We start from the raw sequence: 20,052 nt of genomic DNA, 5'->3' as shown, positions 1-20,052 counted from the left end.
ATTATTACAATGAAAAAATTATTTTTATCCTTAGTACTCATGGCTGTAACAACTAGTTACAGCCAAGAGTTAAACCTACCAGTGTTTACCCAGTATTTAGCTGATAACCCTTTCGTGCTTTCACCAGCTTATGCGGGTATTGGAGATAACCTTAGAATTCGTGCCAACGGTCTTACACAGTGGGTCGGAATCAAAGATGCTCCAGAAAATCAATCGCTTTATGCTGATTTTAGAGTCCTGGATCGTTCCGGGGTTGGAATCTCAGTTTATAATGATAAGAATGGTTATACAAGACAAACCGGTGCCAAAGTTTCATTTGCGCATCATATCATTTTAGATTATTATTCTAAACAATATTTGTCTTTCGGACTTTCATATAACTTCAATAGTTTCCGTATTGATGTCGATGAATTCAATAACACTATTGAGCATCCTATTTTAGATCCGGCTGTTACAGATAATCGTTATACATCGAATAATAACTTTGATATTAGTGCCTTGTATCGTAACAAAAGCTTCTATTTGAGTTTTAATGCGAACAACGTTTTAAAGAAAAACACAGATAAATACAGAGGTGTTGAGCCAAATTTACTTTCTAATTATCAGGTTTATACCGGATATGTTTTTAAAGATGGAGAAAACAGTCGTATCGAATATGAGCCATCCGTTTTCTATCAATATTTTGCAAGTGATAAACGTTCTACAACCGATTTTAACTTCAAGTACAGACGTTACAACCGTTACGAAGACTACTATTGGATTGGAGTTTCATATCGTTTCTTAAACGACCAGTTTCCTAAACCATTATCTGTAGGGCCAATGGCTGGTTTCATGAAGTCGAAATTCTATTTCGGATATTCTTACCAGGTAATGTTCAATGATCTTGGAAACTACAATACCGGTACACACGTAGTTACTATCGGATTTGATTTCTTACAGGCTATCAGTAACTGTCCTTGTACGCAGAGTCCTGTTCATAACTAAAACTAAAGTTGAAACTACTGCCGTTTAAATTTTGATTTTTAATTTGAAAACAATTTTTAAACTGCAGTATGTTTAACTTCATAATGGTATAAGCAACCATTTTTATCTTTTTTAAATATAAATTTGTTTTTTTTCATAATTTACATCGTTTTCGTTGTTATAGATAGGTTATTTTTACATATTTCAAATTTAATACTACTCTAAAAGTTCTATATTTGTTTTTCTTTCAAAAAATTAAAAAATTATCAAATGAAAACTTTAAACGATTTCGATTTTAAAAATAAAAAAGCAATCATCCGTGTTGACTTCAATGTGCCACTGGATGAAAACTTTAATGTAACGGATGCAACTCGTATCGAAGCTGCAAAACCAACAATTGATACTATTCTGGCTCAGGGCGGAAGTGTTATTTTAATGTCACATTTAGGAAGACCAAAAGGTGCTGAAGAAAAATATTCATTAAAACATATTTTAAAAACAGCTTCTGAAATTTTAGGAGTTGAAGTTAAGTTTGCTACTGATTGTGTTGGAGAACCAGCTAAGACAGCTGCTGCAGCTCTAAAACCAGGTGAAGTTTTATTGCTTGAAAATTTACGTTTTCATGCTGAAGAAGAAGCTGGAGATGTTGCTTTTGCAAAAGAATTGGCGTCTCTTGGAGATATCTATGTAAATGATGCTTTCGGAACAGCTCACAGAGCGCATGCTTCAACAACAATTATTGCCCAATTTTTTCCAACTGAAAAATGTTTCGGAACATTATTGGCAAAAGAAATCGAGAGTTTAAATAAAGTACTTAAAAATAGCGAGAAACCAGTTACTGCTGTTCTTGGAGGTTCTAAAGTTTCCTCAAAAATTACAGTTATCGAAAATATCTTAGATAAAGTAGATCACATGATTATCGGTGGTGGAATGACTTTTACTTTCGTGAAAGCACTAGGTGGTAAAATTGGTAATTCTATTTGCGAAGATGACAAACAGGAATTGGCACTTGAAATTTTAAGATTAGCTAAAGAAAAAGGAGTTCAGATTCATATTCCGGTTGATGTTATTGCTGCTGATGATTTTTCAAATACAGCAAATACAAAAGTGGTTGATGTAAAAGAAATTCCTGATGGATGGCAAGGTCTTGATGCAGGTCCTAAATCATTGGAAAATTTCAAAAAAGTAATTTTAGAGTCTAAAACTATTTTATGGAACGGTCCTTTAGGTGTTTTTGAAATGGAAGCATTTTCAAAAGGAACTATCGCTTTAGGCGATTATATTGCGGAAGCTACGCAAAATGGTGCTTTTTCATTAGTAGGTGGTGGCGATTCTGTTGCTGCTGTAAAACAGTTCGGTTTTGAAGACAAAATGAGCTATGTTTCTACTGGTGGTGGGGCAATGCTTGAAATGTTAGAAGGAAGAATTTTACCTGGGATCGCTGCGATTTTAGACTAAAAAATCACAATTAACATTTTTTTGCATATTTTTCATTGGTAATCTATTTAAGTTTGCAAAAATACGATTGCTATAATTGTTTGAATTATAGGATTTTAAAAAAATGTTATATGATTATAAAGAAAATCTCCTTAGCGGTTACAGCTCTTTTTTCGATAACGATGTTGGCACAGGAAACTGCAACAACTTCGCTGGATATTAAACCAGAAGTAAAGCTGTCGTACTTAGATTCTGTTAAAAGTTCTTTCAAAAAAGATGAAGTGGCTACAAAAGTAGACAGCCTCTGGATGAATGAATGTTTAAGTTTAGATATCTACAATGATTTTTCAAAAGATATTCAGACCGTAAATACAGATCAGGATGTAAATGCCGAATTGCCAACAGAGCTTTTAAAACAGCGTTTGCAGGCAATGAATGAGAAATCTCCTTTTAATATTGAATACAATCAGGGATTAGAAAACATAATAAAGTCATTTCTTAAGAATCGTAAAAAATCGTTTTCCCGATTAATGGCTTTATCAGAATATTATTTCCCAATTTTTGAGGAAACTTTTGCCAGACATAATATTCCTTTAGAAATTAAATATTTAGCTATTGTAGAATCTGCTTTAAATCCTAAAGCAGTTTCTAGAATGGGCGCCACGGGTCTCTGGCAATTTATGTACGGAACCGGAAAACAATACGCACTTAAAATCGATTCTTATATCGATGAACGCAGTGATCCATTGAAAGCGACTGCTGCTGCCTCAGATTATTTTTCTAAAATGTATACTATTTTCGGCGATTGGGAGCTTGTTTTGGCTTCTTATAATTCAGGTCCGGGAAATGTTACTAAAGCAATTCGTCGTTCTGCAGGTCAAACGAAATATTGGGATATCCGTAGTAATCTTCCAAAAGAAACACAGGGTTATGTACCAGCATTTTATGCGACAATGTATCTTTTTGAATATCATAAAGAACACGGAATTAATCCGGAAAGAGCGCTCGTTAAAAACTTCGAGACTGATACAGTAAACGTTAAAAGCGAAATGACATTCAAACAAATTGCTGATTTGTTAGACATGCCACAATCTCAAATACAACTTTTAAATCCTTCTTATAAATTAAATGTGGTTCCGTTTTATCAGGGAGAAGCTCATTTTATTCGTCTGCCAAAAGATAAAATTGCAACTTTCGTTTCAAACGAAGATAAGATTTATGCCTACGTTAGACATCAGTCAGAAAATAAAACAATGTCATCTCGTTTGGCTTTAAAAGTGACGCCTAAGGCAAAAGCACAATTAGACAAAACAATTTATTCAGATGTTAAATTGTATAAGGTTCAAAAAGGAGATAATTTGGGTGCTATTGCTGAAAAATATGATGTTAACATCAGTGATATAAAGAAATGGAATAATCTGAAATCTAATTCAGTTGCACTGGGAAGAACATTGAAAATTAAATCGGATATTGAACCGGTTAAAATTTCAAAAGAACCTAAAGCAATTCCAACGATAGAGAAAAAATCAGAAGAAGCTATTGCTGTTGTTGATGATAAAGAAAAAGGGACTGGTCAATCACAAGAATATGTGGTTGTTGCCGGAGACAATTTAGGAAGCATTGCTAAAAAATTCGGTACGACTATTGCTGACCTAAAAGAACTTAATAATCTAACATCAAACAATATCGGTTTAGGGAAAACTCTAGTTATTTCTAAAGAAATTCCGGCAATTGAAGAAACGACTACTGTTAATACAGCTATTGCTTCAAACGCTTCAATCGATTCTTTCAAAAAGAAAACAGCTTCTGCTAAAAGCATGAGTGAAGATTATTACGTTAAAAAAGGGGATTCATTATATAGCATTTCAAAAAAATATCCAGGAGTTACAATTTCGGATATTAAAAAATGGAATGGCATTAAAAACGAAGATCTAAAACCGGGAATGAAGCTCAAAATAAACGGATAATAAAAAATCTTACCTAAATTTGGGTTTTATTTCATAAATTAATAAAATGAATAAAACCCATTTTTTATTGGTACTAATCCCGTTTCTGTTGATTTCGTGTTTAAAAACCGAAAAACAACCGCAACCTGTTTCTGGTAAACCAAACACCATTTCAATCATTATTGATGATCAGTTGTGGTATGGAGAAGTGGGCGACAGTATTCGAAATAAATTTGCATCGCCAGTATGGGGCCTTACTCAGGAGGAACCCCTTTTTACCATCAATCAATATCCCGCCAGATTACTCGAAGGTTTTGTAACCGATAGCCGAAGTATCATTGTAGTGAAAAAAGCCGCTACAGATAAATTCGAAATTATTCGAAGTAAAGCTTTACCTCACAATACTTTTCGCATATACGGAAAATCGGTAGATGATATTATTTGCAGTATCGAGATGAACGGATCGCAAATCATTAAGCTCATTCGCGATGCCGAAATCGAAAAAATTCAACAAGACAACAGTAAAGCACTTTTAAATCCGGCCGTACTTAAAAACAAATTTCAAATCGACCTGCAAATCCCCGTAGGCTATGAATATATGTTGCACAAAAAGAATTTTATTTGGCTTAAAAAAGAGATTATCAGCGGCAACACCAGTCTTCTTATTTACCAGGTTCCCATTAAACAACTGACTAAAAGTTCAGACATTGTTGGAAATATTGTCAAAATGCGCGATTCAATCGGACTCTACATTAAAGGCCGTGAACCCAATACACAGATGATTACCGGCGAAGCCTATGCACCGTATTTCTCGACTATTTCTTTAGATGGAAAAAAGACTTTTGAAACCAAAGGAACCTGGGAGCTTAAAAACGATTTTATGACGGGTCCATTTATCAATTATGCTATTATTGATCAGGCAAACAAACGTATTTTAGTTATTGAAGGTTTTTGTTATTCTCCATCGAATCAGGAAAGAGATTTAATGCTGGAGTTGGAAGCGATTATAAAATCAGTAAAAATTGATAAAAGATAGTTTGCAATATTTTTCATATTTTTGTTTTAACAAACATTAAATCAGTTGATTATGAAAAGTTTTTATTTAGGATTATCAATGTTAATGGTCTGTTTTGTTTCTTGTAAAAAAGAAGTAAAAACAGAAACGGAACCCGTTACAGTTGCGGATAGCGTTAAAACAGAAGAACCAATTGCAGAAACACCTTTAGATTCTGCAACGCAAATGAAATTATGGACAGCCTATGCAACACCTGGAAATGCTCATAAAATGATGGCAGATGAAACAGGAACATGGAATTGCGAGATGACCTTTTGGGAAGAACCTAACGGAAAGCCAAGTAAAGCTGCTTCAACAGCAAATATTAAGATGATACTTGGAGGCCGTTATCAGGAAGCGATTTATAACGGAACCATGATGGGACAACCATTTGAAGGTAAAAGTACGTTGGCTTACAATAATGCAAGCAAAGAATTCACCACAACTTTTATTGACAATATGGGTACCGGTATGATGGTCGCAGTTGGAAAATATGACGAGACCACTAAAAGCATGAATTTAAAAGGAGAGATGGTCAGTCCGCTGAATGGTAAGAAAACACCGTATAGAGAAGTTTATACTTTTATTGATGCCAATACACGTAAGATGGAAATGTATGACACAAAAAATGGAGAAGAATATAAAAGCATGGAAATTACAATGACAAGAAAATAAATCTTTGTCTTAGAAATAAGGCAGCTTAAATACGCTGGAAGTCCCGATTGCAAATTGTAATCGGGATTTTTATTTGATAATATTGATGTAATTTTACAGATCAACAATCAACAACAAACCAAAAAAGACAAACTATAAACGGAATGGAATTAAAATGGAAAATAAAGCCGTTTGAGGCATTAACGGTTCATGAGTTATATGATTTGCTTAAAGTGAGAAGTGAGATCTTTGTAGTAGAGCAAAATTGCGTTTATTTAGATCTTGATGGCAAAGACAAGAAAGCATTACACTTAATTGGAGAATATGACGGTAAAATTGTAGCGTATTCGCGTTTATTCGACGCCGGAATTAGTTTTGATAATGCCTCAATCGGAAGGGTAGTTGTTGATGCTAATTACCGTGATAAAAAATGGGGTCACGATTTAATGCGTGAAGCTATCGCGGGAATAAAATCAAATTTCGGAAAAGATAAAATTACAATAGGCGCACAATTGTATTTGAAGAAATTTTACGAAAGCCATGGTTTTGTGCAAACAAGCGAAATGTATTTAGAAGACGATATTCCGCATATTGAAATGATTCGTGAATAAGAAATAAAGTAATATTTCAATTTAATGCTAAAATGTTGCAATTGTATATTTTGAAGTTTGTTTTATTTGTAAAGATCTAATAAATAACAAAATAGTAGTTTTGTTGGGAGTGAAACTTTAAGTAAAAAAATCTTTGAGCTTTAGTGTCTTCGTAGCAAATAACATTAGATCTTAGTAATCAAAAATTCCACACGTCGGTCTAGATTATCGCCTCTTCCTAAGGGATATTTATTGCCACAACCTTGATAAGTCATCCTGTTTTTAGAAACTTTTTTAGCAGAAAGATAATTAAAAACGGTTTTGGCACGGTTCCACGAAAGTCTTCTTTCTTTGGTGTCTTTGTCAATTCCGTCACTATAAATTTCCGGAGTGCAGCAAACATGGCCTCTAATTTCGAACTGAAGATTTTTCTTTTCTTTGAATGTTTCGGCTATTTTGTCAAGCTCTTTTTTAGAAGATGAAGTGAGTTTGGCGCTTCCAATATCAAATAAAATATTGTCAAGATAGATTTTGTCGCCAATTTTTAAATTGTTTTTGAAAGAAGTTTTAATCCCTTTTCCAAAACTATTCCGTTTTACAACAATCAAATCAACCCGCCGGTTTTTGGATCGCGTTTCATGAAGATTCTCGACAGTGTCTGGTCGTAGAACCACACGTCCTTTTCCTTCTAAAATAACTATTTTGCTTTGATTGAAGCCGGCCGAAACTATTAAGTTCTGAATTGTATTGGCACGGTTATTTGACAATTTAAAATTATAGTCGTCGTTACCGCGATCATCGCAGTATCCGTAAATTTGTATTGATTCTACTTTTGTGGTGTCAATACTCTTAATAAAATTAGTTACAATTTCGGTTTGGTTAGGAGTAAGATCATATTTGTCAAACTCAAAATAAATGGTTTCAATGGGTTTTTGCTGTGCCGATAAATTGTAAATAATAAACAGAAATAGGGCTAAACAAATTTTCATTCTTTTCTTAAATCTTTAGAATCGTTTTGTACTCAGTTTGATTATTTAAGACGCTGACCGCTTTTTTAATTTCTGAATTGTTTTTAATATAAAATTGATATAAACCTTCCTGATATTGGTACCTTTTGATAAGCTCTTCCTGAATTAAACCTCTGATTTCTTTTTGGTTTTTATCCAATAAAGTAGTTTCGCTTTTTTCAAGTGCTGCCAATAACTGCTGATATTCCGGCGCAATGGTCTCGTCTATTTTTTCTGTTTTGGCTGCTGCCAAAGTATTTCTCAAAGCCACTTCTGTTTCAGTATCAAAACTGATTTTGTTCACTTTTAGATATTGTTTAAAACTGGCATAATCGCCATCGCTTACAACCGGAATTTTATCTCCTAAATTTGGGTTTTTGTAATAATAGGTTGTGGCGTAATCAAAGATTCCGTCGTTTTTCAATAGGGCAGTGGTGATCGGACTCATTTTTGTTTCGTCTAGTTCAATATCTGGTAAAACACCGCCGCCGTCGAAAACGGTTCTTCCTTTTCTGGTTTTAAAAGCATTGAAATTTTTAGCATCCGTTTTTTGAGCGAAGCCATTTTTGTCTTTATGTGCATAATCTAATGCCTGAATACAACGACCAGACGGGGTGTAATAACGCGAAATAGTAACCTTTAACTGTGTTCCGTAAGTCAGGTCAACAGAACGCTGCACCAAACCTTTACCAAAACTGCGGCTTCCTAAAATTACGGCACGATCTAAATCCTGTAACGCTCCGGAAACAATTTCAGAAGCTGAGGCACTTCTTCCATTCACTAAAATCGCTAACGGAATTTGAGTATCAACTGGTTCTTTGGTCGTTTTATAAGTGTTGTTGTGTTTTTCAATTCTTGATTTTGTCGTTACGATTACTTCATTCTTCGGAACAAATAAATTACAAATATCAATTGCTTCATTCAGCAAACCTCCCGGATTTCCTCTTAAGTCAAGAACAATCTGAGTGGCGCCGTCAGCTTTTAGTTTTTCTAATGCTTCTTTAACTTCAGCAGCTGCTTTTCTGCTAAAATGGGCCAAAACAATATAACCTGTTTTCTCATCAATTTTTCCGTAAAAAGGAACCGATTTAATATCAACTTCATCCAAAACTAATTCGGTTGTAAGAGTCTTTCCCTGACGAAGATATCTGATAGGGATTTTGGTATTTTTTGTTCCTTTTAATAATTGCGAAGCATCGTCTTTGAAATCGGCAATTAAAACATCACCAATCTGGATAATTTCGTCTCCGGCTTTTAATCCGGCTTTATCTGCAGGATAGTTTTTATAAGGTTCGCGAACAATTAGACGATCTTTTTTTCTTGAAATCAAAGCGCCAATCCCGGTATATTCTCCGGTATTGTTGATTTTGAAATTGACAACATCTTGTTCGTTAAAGTAAACGGTATACGGATCTAAACTTCCTAACATGCTTTTAATGGCTTTATCCATCAAATCACCCGGATTGGTTTCGTCGACATAATTGGTATTGACAGCTTTGAATAAAGTCGTGAAGATTTCGATTTGTTTGGCAATCTCAAAGAAATCATCTTTGAAACTGGTTCCTATAAATAAAAATCCTGCGGCAACGGCTGGTATAACAAACTTCTTTTTGAGATAAGGATACATGATTATGTTTTTTTTCTTTTTAATCTTTTTCTAATAAAATAAACCAGAACAACGAATAAGATAACAAACGGCCAAACGCTTAATAAGGAAATCAATAAATCAGATAAACTATAGAATCCTGATTTTATCGCAGTCCACAGTTTTGAGCCATAAGATATTTTAACACCTTCTTTTTCAGCAATTGTTTTGTAAAATTCAATAGTAATGGTGCTTTCAGAAACGCGGCTTTCTAAATATTTCAGCTGGCCTTCTTTGGCTTCGATCTCTTCGCGAATAGTCGAAATTTGTTCTTCAATCTCTAAGATCTCACTTACTTTATTTGCTTTTTTTAAGATTTCAAGATAACGTTCTTCGAGTTTTTTCTTCGTTTTTAATCTGGAAGTCAGATCAATAAATTGTTCCGTAACATCTTCGGCAGATATACTTTTAACTTCAAAATAAGAAACGCCTTTTGAAATATCGCTTATAAAACGATCAAAATTTTGGCTTGGTACTTTCACCGTAAGATTTCTAAAAACCGTTGCAAAATCTTTTCCTTCAGAATCGTTTATTATTCTCGCTTTATTAGTGACAGCTGCTTTTTGAATTTGATTGAAAGTAGTTTCAAGATTATCGGTTTCAAATCTTAAAGTTGCTTCTTTTATGATTTTCTGTTCGATTTTTTGTTTAATCGCCGGAACTGCCGGATCTGGACTTTTGTCGTAAGCAGCTGACTCCATTTTAGGAGGAAGTTTTACCGTTTGAACAGCCATAACACTCTCGTCGGACTCGTAAGATTTATTACAGCCAGAAAGTATTAAAACAAAACAGAAAAAACAGAAAATATATCTCATAAAAGTTCCAATTTAGAGCTAAAACTACAATTTTTTTATAATTTTTTCTCTAATTTGATAAACAAAGTTGTTTTTCTAAATTTTAGATTTCTGTTTTAGTTTCAGAATCTGTCGTTTTGTTTATTTGTTGTATAAATTTCTCAAACAGCTGAATCGTTTTGGTATTGATTTCTTTGTAAGATAATTTGTCTTTGGTCTGGTAAAAAAACATAAGAGAATAAGGCTGTTCCGCATTATCCCAAAGCAAATGTTTGTTCAGTCGATAGGTTTCTCTAAGAACGCGTTTGAAGTAATTTCTATCAACGGCTCTCTTGAAATATTTCTTCGAAACAGAAACACCCATTTTAATTTTTTCTTCTGAATCAGCTTCCGCCTGACGGTAAACCAAACGCAATGGGTATTTCGAAACCGATTTTCCTTCAGAAAATAGTAAACCAATTGTCGTTTTGCTCTTTAAGCGTTCCTTTTTTGGGTAAGTAAAATTCATTTAATTCAGAAAAAATTTGCAATTTTATAGGCAAAGGTACAATTAAACCATAAAAACGGTTATTGTTTTCAATTTTTATACCGCTAAAAATTTATTTATTACTTTTGGCAATTAATTTTTTTAAGCATGCAAAAGATAATTTCGTATCCCATATCCGTAATTTATTATTTATGTTTTGGATTGTGTCTGGTTGTTTTTCACCCAATACAATGGATTTGCCTAAATGTTTTTGGCTATCAGGCTCATAAAGTTAGTGTTGATTATTTAAATTTTTTCCTTTTAAGATGCACCAATCTTGTGGGAACTACTTATACTATTAAAAATAGAGAGACAATTCCCACGGGAGTTCCTTTGATTTTTGTATCAAATCACCAAAGTATGTACGATATCGTCGCAATGATTTGGTACTTTAGACGTTTTCATTGTAAATTTGTAAGTAAGAAGGAGTTAGGTAGCGGAATCCCGAGTGTATCTTATAATTTACGCCATGGAGGTTCAGTACTAATTGACCGTAAAGACCCAAAACAAGCGATTCCGGTAATCAAAGGCTTGTCTGAATATATCGAAAAAAACAAAAGATCTGCTGTAATTTTTCCTGAAGGTACCAGAAGTAAAACAGGAAAACCCAAAGAATTTGCCCAAAGCGGTTTAAAAATCCTTTGCAAATATGCGCCATCAGCGTATGTTGTACCAGTGAGCATCAACAATTCATGGAAAATGGTAAAATATGGGTTTTTCCCTGTTGGTTTAGGAAATCATCTTACCTTTACCGCGCATAAAGCCATGGCAGTAAAAGATTATGATTTTGCCGAGTTAATGAAGTTGACAGAAAAGGCAATTGTAGAAGGAGTAAACGAGTATAAATAGATTTTTGTTTTTCAGAAATAAAGCTGAAACAGAAATCGCAATCTTAAATAAGTAATGTCTATAAAAAACATTAGATTAGAAGTAATGCAGTTTTTGGAAAAAAACGTGGATAGCTTCGTAGAACAGTATTTAATTCCAGTAGAAAAAATTTGGCAGCCGTCAGATTTTCTTCCTAATTCTGAAGGAGATAATTTCTTTGAAGAGGTTAGAGAATTACGCGAAATTGCCAAAGAATTACCATATGATTTCTGGGTTACGCTTGTTGGTGATACCATCACTGAAGAGGCTTTACCAACTTATGAATCCTGGTTGATGGATGTTGAAGGAATAAATCAGATAGAAAATGGTGGAAACGGTTGGTCTAAATGGATCCGTCAATGGACCGGAGAAGAAAACCGCCACGGTGATTTGCTAAATAAATACTTGTATTTGTCTGGTCGTGTGAACATGCGTGAAATCGAAATGACAACACAGCATTTAATCAACGACGGTTTTGATATCGGAACTGGATCTGACCCATACAAAAACTTTGTATATACTAGTTTCCAGGAATTAGCAACTTATGTATCACATAATAGAGTAGCTCAAATGGCTAAGAAATTCGGTGATAACAAGTTGTCTAAAATGTGTAAAATGATTGCTGGTGACGAAATGCGTCATCACCATGCCTATAGCGAATTTGTTACCAGAATTTTTGCAGTCGATCCTAGCGAAATGATGTTGGCGTTTCAATACATGATGAAACAAAAAATCGTGATGCCGGCGCACTTCTTAAGAGAATCAGGTCAAAAGATCAGTTCAGCTTTCGAACAATTCTCTGATTCTGCACAGCGTATTGGCGTTTACACCGCAAGTGATTATGTTGATATTATGCAGAAATTAATGGATAAGTGGGAAATTGATAAAATGTCTGGTTTAACAGATGAAGCAGAGAAAGCCCGTGATTACTTAATGAAATTGCCAGCTCGTATGGCAAGAATTTCTGAAAGATTAGTAATTCCTCAGGAATCTCACATTTTCAAATGGGTTGAACCAGCGAGACTTTAATTTTAGATTTCTGATTTTAGATTGAAATATATTGTTGATTGCTGAGGTTTTATAAACTTAAGCAATCAACATTTTTTATTTAAAAGATATAATTAATAAAATCTGTGTTAATCCGTTTAAATCCGCGTCACCCGTGTTCCATTTCATCACAAGAAAAAATAACTATGAATAATCCCAACTTAATAAATAAAACAATTGTGTTCGTAAAAGAAAAACTAAACGATGCCGAAGGCGGACACGATTGGTTTCATATCGAACGTGTTTATAAAAATGCTCTTCTGATTGCAAAAGACACCAATTGTGATTTGACTGTTGTTCAACTTGGAGCCTTGCTTCACGATATTGCCGACAGTAAATTTCATAACGGAGATGAAACCATCGGACCAAAAACAGCACGTTTATTTTTAGAATCTGAGAATGTTGGAGAAGATACAATTCAGCACGTGGTAAACATCATCGAAAACATCTCTTATAAAGGCGGAAATTTCGAAAAGAATTTCTCGTCTATAGAATTGGATATCGTTCAGGACGCTGATCGTTTAGACGCGATAGGGGCAATTGGAGTAGCAAGAGCGTTCAATTATGGCGGATTTAAAAATCGTGCCTTACATGATCCTGAAATTGCTCCAATAACTAACATGAGCAAAGAAGAGTACAAAAAGAATAACGCACCAACGATAAATCATTTTTACGAGAAGCTTTTGCTCTTAAAAGATAAAATGAATACGGAAACCGGAAAACAAATCGCATCTGAAAGACACAAATTTATGGAAACCTTTTTAGCGCAGTTTTATGCGGAGTGGGAGGGAGTGAAATAGTTTTTTATTCCACAGAGATTCGCCAAGAAACCACAAAGCTTCACAAAGAAAATTAAATCTCTGTGAAGCTTTGTGCTTTTTTACTCTGTGAATCTTTGCGAAATTCCTTTCTAAAACCTTAGCAACTTAGAGCCTCAGCATCTCAGAACCTTTCTCTAACATCCACAATTCCCGTCTCCGCAATCCTTTTTTTTCTTAGATTTCCAAAAGAATTTTTTGATCAAAAAGGCGATTGCAATAAGTAATATTCCAAAGGCAATAATTTCTTGTATCATGGCCGTTTATTTTAAAAGTTGATACGCCAGAAGTGCAACAAAATAAGCTAAACCACTCATTAAGAATAATTGCATTGCCGGCCATTTCCAGGAATTGGTTTCTTTTTTGGTAATCGCCAATGTACTGGCGCATTGCATTGCAAAAGCATAAAATAACAAAAGAGAAATTCCCGAGGCAAAATTGAAAATCTTCTGACCCGTTTTCGGATTTACTTCTTTTTGCATTTTGCTTTTAATTGTTGCTTCATTGTCACTGTCTCCAACACTATATATTGTGGCAAGTGTTCCAACAAAAACTTCACGAGCGGCAAACGAACTGATAATCGCAATTCCGATTTTCCAGTCGTATCCTAATGGCGCGATTGCCGGTTCAATAGCTTTACCCATAATTCCAATATAGGAGTTCTCTAATTTTTGAGAAGCAACTTCGTTTTCAAACTGAATTTCATTTAAAGTTGTATTGGAAAATCTTTCTTTTACGATGTTTTCTGCTTCATTAAAATCTCTTCCAGGGCCAAAAGAAGCTAAAAACCACAAAATAACAGATATCGCCAGGATAATTTTACCCGCACCAACAACAAATGCTTTTGTTTTCTCGACTACATTAATTCCAACATTCTTTAAAAGAGGCATTTTATAGCTTGGCATTTCAACTACAAAATACGTTTTGGTATTGAATTTCAGTATTTTATTCAAAATTAGAGCAGATAGAATCGCAGTTCCAAATCCTAATAAATATAGTAACATCAAGGATAATCCCTGAAGGTTTAGAATTCCCAGAACACGTTGGTCGGGAATAACCAGGGAAATAATAATGGTATAAACCGGAAGCCTCGCAGAACAAGTTGTAAAGGGGGTTACCAAAATAGTGATTAAACGTTCTTTCCAGTTTTCAATATTTCTGGTCGCCATAATCGCCGGAATGGCGCAGGCTGTTCCTGAAATTAAAGGCACGACACTTTTTCCTGAAAGTCCAAATTTGCGCATTATTTTATCCATCAAAAATACAACCCGGCTCATATAACCGCTTTCTTCCAAAATGGAAATAAACAGAAACAAAAAGGCAATTTGTGGAATGAAAATCAGAATTCCGCCAATTCCGGGAATAATTCCCTGCGAAAGTAAATCGGTTAAAATACCACTTGGCAGTTCGGCTGCTGTCCAACTGCTTAAAGAAGCAAAGGTGCTGTCAATAAAATCCATTGGAATGGTTGACCAACTGAATATCGATTGGAAAATCACAAATAAAATGGCTAAGAAAATGATATAACCCCAAAATTTGTGCGTTAAAACACGATCAATTTTGGCTCTAATGTCTTTTGCCATCGTAGCATCAACCTGTAAACCTTCTTTTAAAACATCATTGATAAACTGATATCTTTTGATGGTTTCTTTTTGTTGTAAACGTTTTAATTCTGAATGTGATTTGGTAAAAGTGCTTCTGATTTCATTACGTTCTAAATTCAAAAAATTCACATCCTGCGTAATGACCAACCATAATTTGTACAATAATTGGTTTGGAAAAGCGTGTTGCAGTTTTTCAAAATATTCAACGTCAATAACAGAGGCATTTAAACAAGGTTCATGTGGAATCGTTTTGTATGAAACGATTAGCTCTTTTAATTCCTCGATTCCATGACCCTTACGAGAACTTACTAAAGCAATTTTAGTTTTTAGTTTTTCTTCTAAAAAAGGAATATTAAGCGTAATTCCTTTGCTTTCCATACGATCTGACATATTAATGACTAAAATCGTCGGAATTTCAAGGTCTTTTATTTGGGTGTAAATCAGTAAATTTCGTTTCAGATTTTCAACATCTGTTACGACTACTGCAACATCTGGATATAATTTGTCATTTTTGTTCAGCAAAAGTTCAATTACAACACTTTCATCCATCGAACTGGCATTCAAACTATATGTTCCCGGTAAATCAAGAATATTTGCTTTGATGTTATGAGGTAATTTACAAAACCCTATTTTCTTCTCAACCGTAATTCCGGGGTAATTTCCAACTTGCTGATTTAAACCGGTAAGCTGATTAAAAACAGAGGTTTTACCTGTATTTGGATTCCCAATAAGGGCAACATTTATATTTTGAATGCTCATTACAAATTGGTTTTGATAAGTTCAACTTCAATTTCACGAGCAGTTTCAATACGAATCGCCACATGTGAGCCATTAATGTCTAAATATAAAGGATCTCCAAAAGGAGCGATTTGAAGTAATTCGACTAAGTTGCCCGGCAAACAACCCATTTCTAATAACTTTAGAGGAATAAGATCGATATCAAAATCTTTGATAATGGCTTTTTCGCCTTTTTTCAGAGTGTGAATTGTATTTTGCAAGCTTATTTAGATTGAATTTAGATTGCAAAAGTAGGCAATAATTCTTTATTTCAAGGCAATTAACGGTTTTGATTGTGCCAAAATTTACTTAAATAAGGTAAAATTTACTCTTTCGATAAGAATTCGATGTCTTCCAGAAGTCGTTTGATTTCTTCTTTATTTGTTCCGTCATAAAATCCGCGAACGCGACGCTTTTGATCTACCAAAACAAAATTCTCGGTATGAACCATATCGTACAATTGATCAGGGCGACCTAATTTCACAGCTAAATATGATTTTCTGGCCATAGTATAAATTTCTTTTTTATCACCGGTAACTAAATTCCATTTGCTGTCTACAACTCCGTATTTTACGGCATAAGCTTTTAAAACGGAAACGCTGTCTACTTCTGGAAATACAGTATGAGAAAGTAACAATACTTTGGGATTGTTAAGAACAGCCTTTTGAACTTCGGATAAATTGGTTGACATTTTTGGACAGATAGATCCGCAAGTTGTGAAGAAAAAGTCGGCTACGTAAATCTTCCCTTCGTAGTTTTTCTGGGTAATGGTATCACCGTTTTGATTGACAAAAGAAAAATCAGCAATCGTATGGTATTTACTTTTGTACTGAATCGTGCTGTCAACCAATTCAGGATTTACGTCAGACGGATTGTAAATGGGTAAAGTTTTTTGTGGTTTTAAAGCCGAGTAAAATAAGGATATAGTAACTACCGAAAACACAATTAAAACAATAAAGAATTTGCGGTATTTGTATAGTAAAGATTTCATAAACAAAATTTGGCGCAAAAATACAAAAAGCAGTTTTTAAAAAGCTAATTCTGTATTGCTTTTAACAGGATGTAAAGGTTTTAACGGCTACGAATTCACGAATTATTATCATTTTAATTCCTGAATTCGTGGCGATTAAATTAAATTTTTAGTCTTTCTAATAGATTTGTTTACCAGATACAATCCAACTAAAGTTACAGCTGCACCAATGGCGATGGCCTGCGTAAGCGTTTCTCCAAAAATGAATGATCCTAAAACCATTGCCACAATCGGATTTATATAAACATAGATACTGCTGATTTCTGTTGGAAGATGCTGCAACGTATAAATAAAAGCGATGAAGGTTAAGACTGAACCAATAATGATTAAATAGATTATCGCCCACCAGGAATTCATAGAGATTTCACTCAATGGAATATTGGTTCCTGAAACTTCTGTAATTCCAAATAAAAACACACTCGAAATCAACATTTGCAAGCCTAAACTGAAATACGGATTAAAACTGGCTGCTTTTTTCTTCGTTTCCAAAATTCCGAAAGCCCAGGTAATTGTTGATGCCGTCATTAAAATGATTCCGAATTGAAAATCAGGTTTTAAAAAATCAGATAAGTAATCCATGAAAATAATACAGATTCCACCAAAACTAATCAGAATTCCAAATAAAGCCACTCTGGCAATTTTTTTGCCATTAAAAAAATTGATAATAATAATCCAAATCGGAAAAAGAGCACTAATAATAGCACCCAATCCGCTGCTGATATATTTTACGCCCCAGGTACTTAAACCGTTGCTTAAGGCAAAATTTAGTATAGACAAAATAATAATCGTTTTCCATTGTTTGCCTTTTGGCCAGGGTTCTTTTTTAATTAGAAAATAACCAACATAAAGCAAACCGCCCAAAAACTGACGGATGGTTGCTACCTGAAGACCAGGCATATGCCTAACTGCTTCTTTTGATGCCAGCCAGGTTGTTCCCCAAAAAAAACTTACCCAGCATAAAGCCAAAATTGGAAATCCTATTGCTTCAATTTTTCCTGAAAAGGCATTCTGAATTTTTGCTCTCACTTTTATATTTTTTCTTTTGACAAATATTCCAAAAACAATTTCAAATATTCCGAAAAACCGGACATAATATTCATGAAACTTTTCGCTTAAATCTATTCGAAAATTGAATGTTAAATTACGGGAATAATTATTGGTAAATTTTAACATAGTATTCAAAATAATAACAATACGTTTGTATATATACTAAAACAATAAAGAAAAATGATTAAACAGCTTACTAAACCTATGTTTTGTGTAGTTTCTGCAATGTTCACTTTCACTGCAGTTCAGGCCCAAAATGCAAAACCAAAAGAACCGGGTATCAATATTGTGAATATGGATACTAAAGTTAGTCCGGGTGACGACTTTTTTCGTTATGTAAACGGAACCTGGTTAGAAAAAACTGAAATCCCGAGTGATAGAAATTCATGGGGAAGTTTTAATGAACTACGTCAGAAAACAGACGAAAATTCATTGGCGATCTTAAAAGAAGCTTCAAAAGATCCAAAGTATAAATCAAATACAGATCAGGGTAAGGCAATTGCTTTATTTAATACGATCATGGATACTGTTGGAAGAAATAAAAGAGGAGTTACACCGCTTCAGCCTTACTTAAAAAAAATCGACGCTATTAAAAATGTAGCCGATATACAAAATTATCTTACTGAAATGCAATCTCAGGGCGGTGCTGGTTTCTTTGGAGTTTATGTTGGAGCTGATGCGAAAAACAGTAATAAAAATTCAGTTAACTTAGGTCCTGGAACTTTAGGATTGTCGGATAAGGATTATTACAATTCTGATGATAAAGATTCTAAAGAAAAACGTGAAAAATATGAGGTTCACGTGGCTCGAATGATGCAGTTTATTGGAGAGTCTCCTGCAAAAGCAAAAGAAAGTGCAAAACAAATTTTGGCTTTAGAGGTTGAAATGTCCGCACCAAGATTAGATCGTGTAGAACGCAGAGACAGAAGAAAACAATACAATCCAACTGCGGTTGCCGATTTGAAAAAGAATACACCTTCTATTCAATGGGATAAATATTTCACCGGAATCGGAATGACAAAATTAGATACTGTGAATGTTGCTCAACCTCGTTATATGATCGCTTTAGAAAAGACTTTTACTGAAAAGAAAGTAGAAGCGTGGAAAGAGTACCTAAAATGGTCGTTACTAAACAGAGCGGCATCAACGTTGACTACAGAAATAGAAAATGCAAATTTTGATTTCTACGGAAAAACATTGACAGGAGCTTTAAAACAACGTCCGTGTGAGGAAGTTGCTTTGCAGGTAATCAACGGTGCAACAGGTGAAGCTTTAGGAAAACTTTATGTAGAGAAATTATTCCCTGCTGAAGCGAAGGATAAAGCTAAAAACATGATTGCAAATGTAATGCAGGCATACAGAAACAGAATCAATGCATTGCCTTGGATGTCGGCTGAAACTAAGACAAAAGCTATTGAAAAATTGAACAAGCTAACAGTTAAAATTGGATATCCTGATAAATGGAAAGATTATTCAGCTTTAGAACTTAAAAATGTTAGTGAAGGCGGAACTTATTTTGATAACATGAAAAATTTATCAAAATGGTCTTACGCAGAAAACCTTGCTAAATTAGGTAAACAAGTTGATAAAACAGAGTGGGGAATGTCACCACAAACGGTAAACGCTTATTTCAATCCATCTTATAACGAGATTGTTTTCCCTGCAGCGATTTTACAACCACCTTTTTACAATTACCAAGCTGATGAAGCTGTAAATTATGGTGGAATTGGAGCTGTTATCGGTCACGAAATCTCTCATGGTTTTGATGATTCAGGTGCACGTTATAATGCAGACGGAAATCTTGTTGACTGGTGGACTGCTGATGATTTAAAACAATTTACAACTCTTGGAGGTGAACTTGCTGCACAATACAGTGCTTTAGAGCCATTACCGGGAATTCACGTAGATGGTAAATTTACTTTAGGAGAAAACATTGGTGATTTAGGAGGTACAAATGCAGCTTATGATGGTTTGCAGTTGTATTTGAAAGCAAATGGAAATCCAGGTTTAATTGACGGATTTACGCCAGAACAACGTTTCTTTATTTCATGGGCTACGGTTTGGAGAACTAAATCAAGAGATGAGGCTATAAAAAGTCAGGTTAAAACTGATCCGCACTCTCCTGGGATGTACAGAGCGGTGGTGCCAATTCAGAATTTAGATACTTTCTATCAGGCTTTCGGAATTAAAGCAGGAGACAAAATGTATATAGAACCAGCAAAAAGAGTTAAAATCTGGTAATATTG

General features: G+C 34.3%; 19 protein-coding genes. 10 read left to right on the top strand and 9 right to left on the bottom strand.

All coding sequences use genetic code 11. The features are described from left to right. Nucleotides 1-9 precede the first annotated feature (9 nt). The 6 genes from ASC72_RS23065 to ASC72_RS23040 all read left to right on the top strand — a co-directional run bounded on the left by ASC72_RS23065 (nucleotide 10) and on the right by ASC72_RS23040 (nucleotide 6,665). Nucleotides 10-984 carry a type IX secretion system membrane protein PorP/SprF gene (locus ASC72_RS23065; protein ID WP_056196859.1) on the top strand — a complete coding sequence of 325 codons (975 nt, stop codon included), beginning with the start codon at nucleotides 10-12 and terminating at the stop codon, nucleotides 982-984. Nucleotides 985-1,233: 249 nt separating this feature from the next. Beyond that, the gene (gene pgk / locus ASC72_RS23060) at nucleotides 1,234-2,421 is read left to right on the top strand and encodes a phosphoglycerate kinase (protein ID WP_056196615.1); all 1,188 of its coding nucleotides are present in this window, start codon (nucleotides 1,234-1,236) and stop codon (nucleotides 2,419-2,421) included. 110 nt (nucleotides 2,422-2,531) lie between these two features. Beyond that, entirely contained in the window at nucleotides 2,532-4,367 is a 1,836-nt protein-coding gene (locus tag ASC72_RS23055) for a LysM peptidoglycan-binding domain-containing protein (RefSeq protein ID WP_056196614.1), read from the top strand. A 46-nt stretch (nucleotides 4,368-4,413) separates the two neighbouring features. Beyond that, nucleotides 4,414-5,382 carry a DUF4837 family protein gene (locus ASC72_RS23050; RefSeq protein ID WP_056196611.1) on the top strand — a complete coding sequence of 323 codons (969 nt, stop codon included), beginning with the start codon at nucleotides 4,414-4,416 and terminating at the stop codon, nucleotides 5,380-5,382. Between the two features lie 51 nt (nucleotides 5,383-5,433). Then, nucleotides 5,434-6,075, top strand: a complete 642-nt coding sequence (locus ASC72_RS23045; protein WP_056196608.1) for a DUF1579 domain-containing protein — start codon at nucleotides 5,434-5,436, stop codon at nucleotides 6,073-6,075. 143 nt (nucleotides 6,076-6,218) lie between these two features. Further along, a complete protein-coding gene (locus tag ASC72_RS23040) occupies nucleotides 6,219-6,665 on the top strand; it encodes a GNAT family N-acetyltransferase (RefSeq protein WP_056196605.1) in 447 nt (148 codons plus the stop codon). Between the two features lie 164 nt (nucleotides 6,666-6,829). Here ASC72_RS23040 and ASC72_RS23035 read toward each other — a convergent pair whose 3' ends face one another. The 4 genes from ASC72_RS23035 to rnpA form a co-directional block, all read right to left on the bottom strand. Continuing rightward, nucleotides 6,830-7,633: an OmpA family protein gene (locus ASC72_RS23035; protein WP_056196604.1), complete on the bottom strand. Its 804-nt coding sequence runs from the start codon at nucleotides 7,631-7,633 to the stop codon at nucleotides 6,830-6,832. Nucleotides 7,634-7,640: 7 nt separating this feature from the next. Beyond that, nucleotides 7,641-9,278 carry a S41 family peptidase gene (locus tag ASC72_RS23030; RefSeq protein WP_056196599.1) on the bottom strand — a complete coding sequence of 546 codons (1,638 nt, stop codon included), beginning with the start codon at nucleotides 9,276-9,278 and terminating at the stop codon, nucleotides 7,641-7,643. Between the two features lie 2 nt (nucleotides 9,279-9,280). Beyond that, nucleotides 9,281-10,111, bottom strand: coding sequence for a DUF4349 domain-containing protein (locus ASC72_RS23025; protein WP_056196596.1), 831 nt, complete (start codon nucleotides 10,109-10,111; stop codon nucleotides 9,281-9,283). A gap of 82 nt (nucleotides 10,112-10,193) precedes the next feature. Next, nucleotides 10,194-10,598: a ribonuclease P protein component gene (gene rnpA, locus ASC72_RS23020; protein ID WP_056196593.1), complete on the bottom strand. Its 405-nt coding sequence runs from the start codon at nucleotides 10,596-10,598 to the stop codon at nucleotides 10,194-10,196. 126 nt (nucleotides 10,599-10,724) lie between these two features. On the opposite strand from rnpA, the gene ASC72_RS23015 reads away from it, so the two are divergent. From ASC72_RS23015 to ASC72_RS23005, 3 genes are all read left to right on the top strand, one after another. Continuing rightward, entirely contained in the window at nucleotides 10,725-11,465 is a 741-nt protein-coding gene (locus ASC72_RS23015) for a 1-acyl-sn-glycerol-3-phosphate acyltransferase (RefSeq protein ID WP_056196591.1), read from the top strand. 54 nt (nucleotides 11,466-11,519) lie between these two features. Further along, on the top strand, nucleotides 11,520-12,512 hold the full coding sequence (locus ASC72_RS23010; RefSeq protein ID WP_056196589.1) for an acyl-ACP desaturase: 993 nt from the start codon (nucleotides 11,520-11,522) through the stop codon (nucleotides 12,510-12,512). Between the two features lie 164 nt (nucleotides 12,513-12,676). Continuing rightward, complete coding sequence (locus tag ASC72_RS23005) at nucleotides 12,677-13,330, top strand: HD domain-containing protein (RefSeq protein ID WP_056196587.1); 654 nt, start codon at nucleotides 12,677-12,679, stop codon at nucleotides 13,328-13,330. 155 nt (nucleotides 13,331-13,485) lie between these two features. Here the strand turns inward: ASC72_RS23005 and ASC72_RS23995 are convergent, their stop codons facing one another. From ASC72_RS23995 to ASC72_RS22985, 5 genes are all read right to left on the bottom strand, one after another. Continuing rightward, on the bottom strand, nucleotides 13,486-13,605 hold the full coding sequence (locus tag ASC72_RS23995) for a FeoB-associated Cys-rich membrane protein (protein WP_117595828.1): 120 nt from the start codon (nucleotides 13,603-13,605) through the stop codon (nucleotides 13,486-13,488). Nucleotides 13,606-13,611: 6 nt separating this feature from the next. Next, entirely contained in the window at nucleotides 13,612-15,711 is a 2,100-nt protein-coding gene (gene feoB / locus ASC72_RS23000) for a ferrous iron transport protein B (RefSeq protein WP_056196583.1), read from the bottom strand. Then, nucleotides 15,711-15,950: a FeoA family protein gene (locus ASC72_RS22995; protein WP_056196581.1), complete on the bottom strand. Its 240-nt coding sequence runs from the start codon at nucleotides 15,948-15,950 to the stop codon at nucleotides 15,711-15,713. Before ASC72_RS22995 ends, feoB begins: the two co-directional genes overlap by 1 nt. 104 nt (nucleotides 15,951-16,054) lie before the next feature. Beyond that, a complete protein-coding gene (locus ASC72_RS22990; protein ID WP_056196577.1) occupies nucleotides 16,055-16,720 on the bottom strand; it encodes an SCO family protein in 666 nt (221 codons plus the stop codon). 135 nt (nucleotides 16,721-16,855) lie between these two features. Then, complete coding sequence (locus ASC72_RS22985) at nucleotides 16,856-17,785, bottom strand: DMT family transporter (RefSeq protein ID WP_056196857.1); 930 nt, start codon at nucleotides 17,783-17,785, stop codon at nucleotides 16,856-16,858. 201 nt (nucleotides 17,786-17,986) lie between these two features. Between ASC72_RS22985 and ASC72_RS22980 the strand changes: the two genes are divergently transcribed. Continuing rightward, nucleotides 17,987-20,047, top strand: a complete 2,061-nt coding sequence (locus tag ASC72_RS22980) for a M13 family metallopeptidase (RefSeq protein WP_056196574.1) — start codon at nucleotides 17,987-17,989, stop codon at nucleotides 20,045-20,047. Nucleotides 20,048-20,052: the final 5 nt, after the last annotated feature.

Source organism: Flavobacterium sp. Root420 (genome assembly GCF_001427905.1).
Lineage (GTDB): Bacteria > Bacteroidota > Bacteroidia > Flavobacteriales > Flavobacteriaceae > Flavobacterium.
Note: the sequence above shows the minus strand (reverse complement) of the source record. Positions and strands in the feature narration are given on the sequence as shown.

What these genes read in the sequence shown, in the direction of transcription:
- ASC72_RS22990 (WP_056196577.1), bottom strand. Translation starts at nt 16,720, where the DNA reads ATGAAATCTTTACTATACAAATACCGCAAATTCTTTATTGTTTTAATT.
- pgk (WP_056196615.1), top strand. Translation starts at nt 1,234, where the DNA reads ATGAAAACTTTAAACGATTTCGATTTTAAAAATAAAAAAGCAATCATC.
- ASC72_RS23030 (WP_056196599.1), bottom strand. Translation starts at nt 9,278, where the DNA reads ATGTATCCTTATCTCAAAAAGAAGTTTGTTATACCAGCCGTTGCCGCA.
- ASC72_RS23015 (WP_056196591.1), top strand. Translation starts at nt 10,725, where the DNA reads ATGCAAAAGATAATTTCGTATCCCATATCCGTAATTTATTATTTATGT.
- ASC72_RS23995 (WP_117595828.1), bottom strand. Translation starts at nt 13,605, where the DNA reads ATGATACAAGAAATTATTGCCTTTGGAATATTACTTATTGCAATCGCC.
- ASC72_RS22980 (WP_056196574.1), top strand. Translation starts at nt 17,987, where the DNA reads ATGATTAAACAGCTTACTAAACCTATGTTTTGTGTAGTTTCTGCAATG.
- ASC72_RS23040 (WP_056196605.1), top strand. Translation starts at nt 6,219, where the DNA reads ATGGAATTAAAATGGAAAATAAAGCCGTTTGAGGCATTAACGGTTCAT.
- ASC72_RS23055 (WP_056196614.1), top strand. Translation starts at nt 2,532, where the DNA reads ATGATTATAAAGAAAATCTCCTTAGCGGTTACAGCTCTTTTTTCGATA.
- feoB (WP_056196583.1), bottom strand. Translation starts at nt 15,711, where the DNA reads ATGAGCATTCAAAATATAAATGTTGCCCTTATTGGGAATCCAAATACA.
- ASC72_RS23050 (WP_056196611.1), top strand. Translation starts at nt 4,414, where the DNA reads ATGAATAAAACCCATTTTTTATTGGTACTAATCCCGTTTCTGTTGATT.
- ASC72_RS23045 (WP_056196608.1), top strand. Translation starts at nt 5,434, where the DNA reads ATGAAAAGTTTTTATTTAGGATTATCAATGTTAATGGTCTGTTTTGTT.
- ASC72_RS23005 (WP_056196587.1), top strand. Translation starts at nt 12,677, where the DNA reads ATGAATAATCCCAACTTAATAAATAAAACAATTGTGTTCGTAAAAGAA.
- ASC72_RS23025 (WP_056196596.1), bottom strand. Translation starts at nt 10,111, where the DNA reads ATGAGATATATTTTCTGTTTTTTCTGTTTTGTTTTAATACTTTCTGGC.
- ASC72_RS23010 (WP_056196589.1), top strand. Translation starts at nt 11,520, where the DNA reads ATGTCTATAAAAAACATTAGATTAGAAGTAATGCAGTTTTTGGAAAAA.
- ASC72_RS23035 (WP_056196604.1), bottom strand. Translation starts at nt 7,633, where the DNA reads ATGAAAATTTGTTTAGCCCTATTTCTGTTTATTATTTACAATTTATCG.
- ASC72_RS23065 (WP_056196859.1), top strand. Translation starts at nt 10, where the DNA reads ATGAAAAAATTATTTTTATCCTTAGTACTCATGGCTGTAACAACTAGT.
- rnpA (WP_056196593.1), bottom strand. Translation starts at nt 10,598, where the DNA reads ATGAATTTTACTTACCCAAAAAAGGAACGCTTAAAGAGCAAAACGACA.